Annotated in this window: 1 protein-coding gene; it reads right to left on the minus strand. The window is 50.5% G+C overall.

Annotation, left to right across the window (positions count from 1 at the left end):
- Window positions 1–37: 37 nt before the first annotated feature.
- Window positions 38–604, minus strand: a 567-nt coding sequence (locus tag B0E48_RS06290) for an STM3941 family protein (RefSeq protein WP_217317850.1), incomplete at its 5' end; no start/stop codon positions are given.

Genomic DNA, 604 nt, shown 5'->3' on the forward strand with positions numbered 1-604 from the left:
TTAAGCGGCGGCGAAGCCGTCCGCCTTGAACGAATGGTTAGGCATCTTGCCGGTATGCAGACAAATACCTATTGACCAACGTAACAAGCTCGTCAAATCCGATAGCTATCGAGCTAGAAGTTATCGCAACAGGACTGGCGGCTACACTCTGATTTGCCCTAAGCAACGCCCGTTTTATGGGCTTGAATTTAGCAATGTACTTCTTGGGATCTTTTAGCAGCACGAAAAGGATCCGTTGGCGGGAGGAAATTTGACGTACCTCAAAGCCCGTTATATCGGACCACGGGATGAAGCCCGAAGAAAACGCCCCGGAATTGTCTAATAATCCGCGATCATCGAGAACTAGGCCCGGTGATGGATCAATGAGCTTGCGGAAAACTGCGACCGCCGCAAGTCCGACAAAAACGATTGCAGCTAACCCAAAACCGTGTACAAACAGGGGGCTGTTGAATCTGCTCTGCGACTCGATCTCGGCCGCGTCCATGGTGAACATCCAATAGCCGCCCACCACAAAAGCGCAAGAGACCAACAAAAGAAACAAGAGTTTTGACTTGCTTAAGGGGATGGTGACTCGCTGCATACTGTCCTCAAGATGCCTAACGCT

It is taken from the genome of Rhodanobacter sp. C03 (genome assembly GCF_002001175.1).
Classification (GTDB): domain Bacteria; phylum Pseudomonadota; class Gammaproteobacteria; order Xanthomonadales; family Rhodanobacteraceae; genus Rhodanobacter.